The 1,049-nt window shown below is 72.8% G+C and carries 1 protein-coding gene; it reads left to right on the plus strand.

The genetic code is table 11. The features are described from left to right. Window positions 1-537 precede the first annotated feature (537 nt). Entirely contained in the window at window positions 538-714 is a 177-nt protein-coding gene (locus CCN72_RS40130) for a hypothetical protein (protein ID WP_086812621.1), read from the plus strand. Window positions 715-1,049 lie beyond the last annotated feature (335 nt).

The following is a 1,049-nucleotide window of genomic DNA, read 5'->3' on the forward strand; positions in this document are numbered from 1 at the left end:
CCCGCCGCTTGACCTCAAAGCTAGGCGCGGGGCCCGAGCCGGGCGTCATGCCCGCGTACCGATTGGCGGGCCTCCCGGAGGATGAGCCCCCGGCCGCGGTGTACTCCCCAGGGTGGAGAGCCGGTCCCCGGTCTCGGGGTCATCCCTGAGGGGACGCCCCGTCCCACCCGTCGCCGACCGGCGCCCGAAGCACGCCCGGCAGCCACCCCATGACCGTCCCGAGTGATCGAAGTCACGCGTTCCGGGGTGCCGCCCGCATCCGACATGCCCGACACGGGGGGCGACCCCTCAGGGATGACCCCGAGACCGGGGACCGGCTCTCCACCCTGGGGAGTACACCGCGGCCGGGGGCTCATCCTCCGGGAGGCCCGCCAATCGGTACGAGGGCATGACGCCCGGTTCGGGCCCCGCGCCTAGATTTGAGGTCAAGCGGCGGGTGCAGCGCTCGTCCCCCGAGGTCGGACACCCGCCGCTGTGAAGCGGCAGCTGTAGAGACGACAGCTGCGAAGACAACACGAGACGGTCAGGAGAGGGACCATGACCCACCCGGCACCGCGACGTTTCACGTTCGCACCCCGCCGCGCGGGTCGCCGCCACCCCTTGGTGGCGACGCTCATGGCCCTTCCCCTGGCGGCCCTGCTCCTGCTCGTCTTCGACGGCTGGGAGACGGTGGCCACACAGGCGTCGTCCGTGGGTGCGATGCTGGGGCGCTGAGCGGCGACCCCAGGCCCGAAAGAGCGGTTCGGGCGGGGACATCCATCCATGAAACCCCGTGGGGACGGGGGTGCGGCGGACGGCACATATGCCGGCGCAGCTGGGGAGCTGCGCCGGCATCGCCGTTTTCCGGGTGCGGTGCGGTTCGACGCCGGGCGCGGGTCCCTGGCGGCCGCTCGCGCGGTTCCCCGCATCCCTTCAGGGTGCCTCCGTACGGGAACCGGCACCCTCCGCTCCACCGTCGTACCCCTCACTTCACCCCGACCACCCGAGGCCCCGTGACCATCCTCCCCGCGCTCACGGCACACATCCGCGCCGCAGGCACCCCCGCTGTC

Source organism: Streptomyces murinus (genome assembly GCF_002154555.1).
Classification (GTDB): domain Bacteria; phylum Actinomycetota; class Actinomycetes; order Streptomycetales; family Streptomycetaceae; genus Streptomyces; species Streptomyces murinus.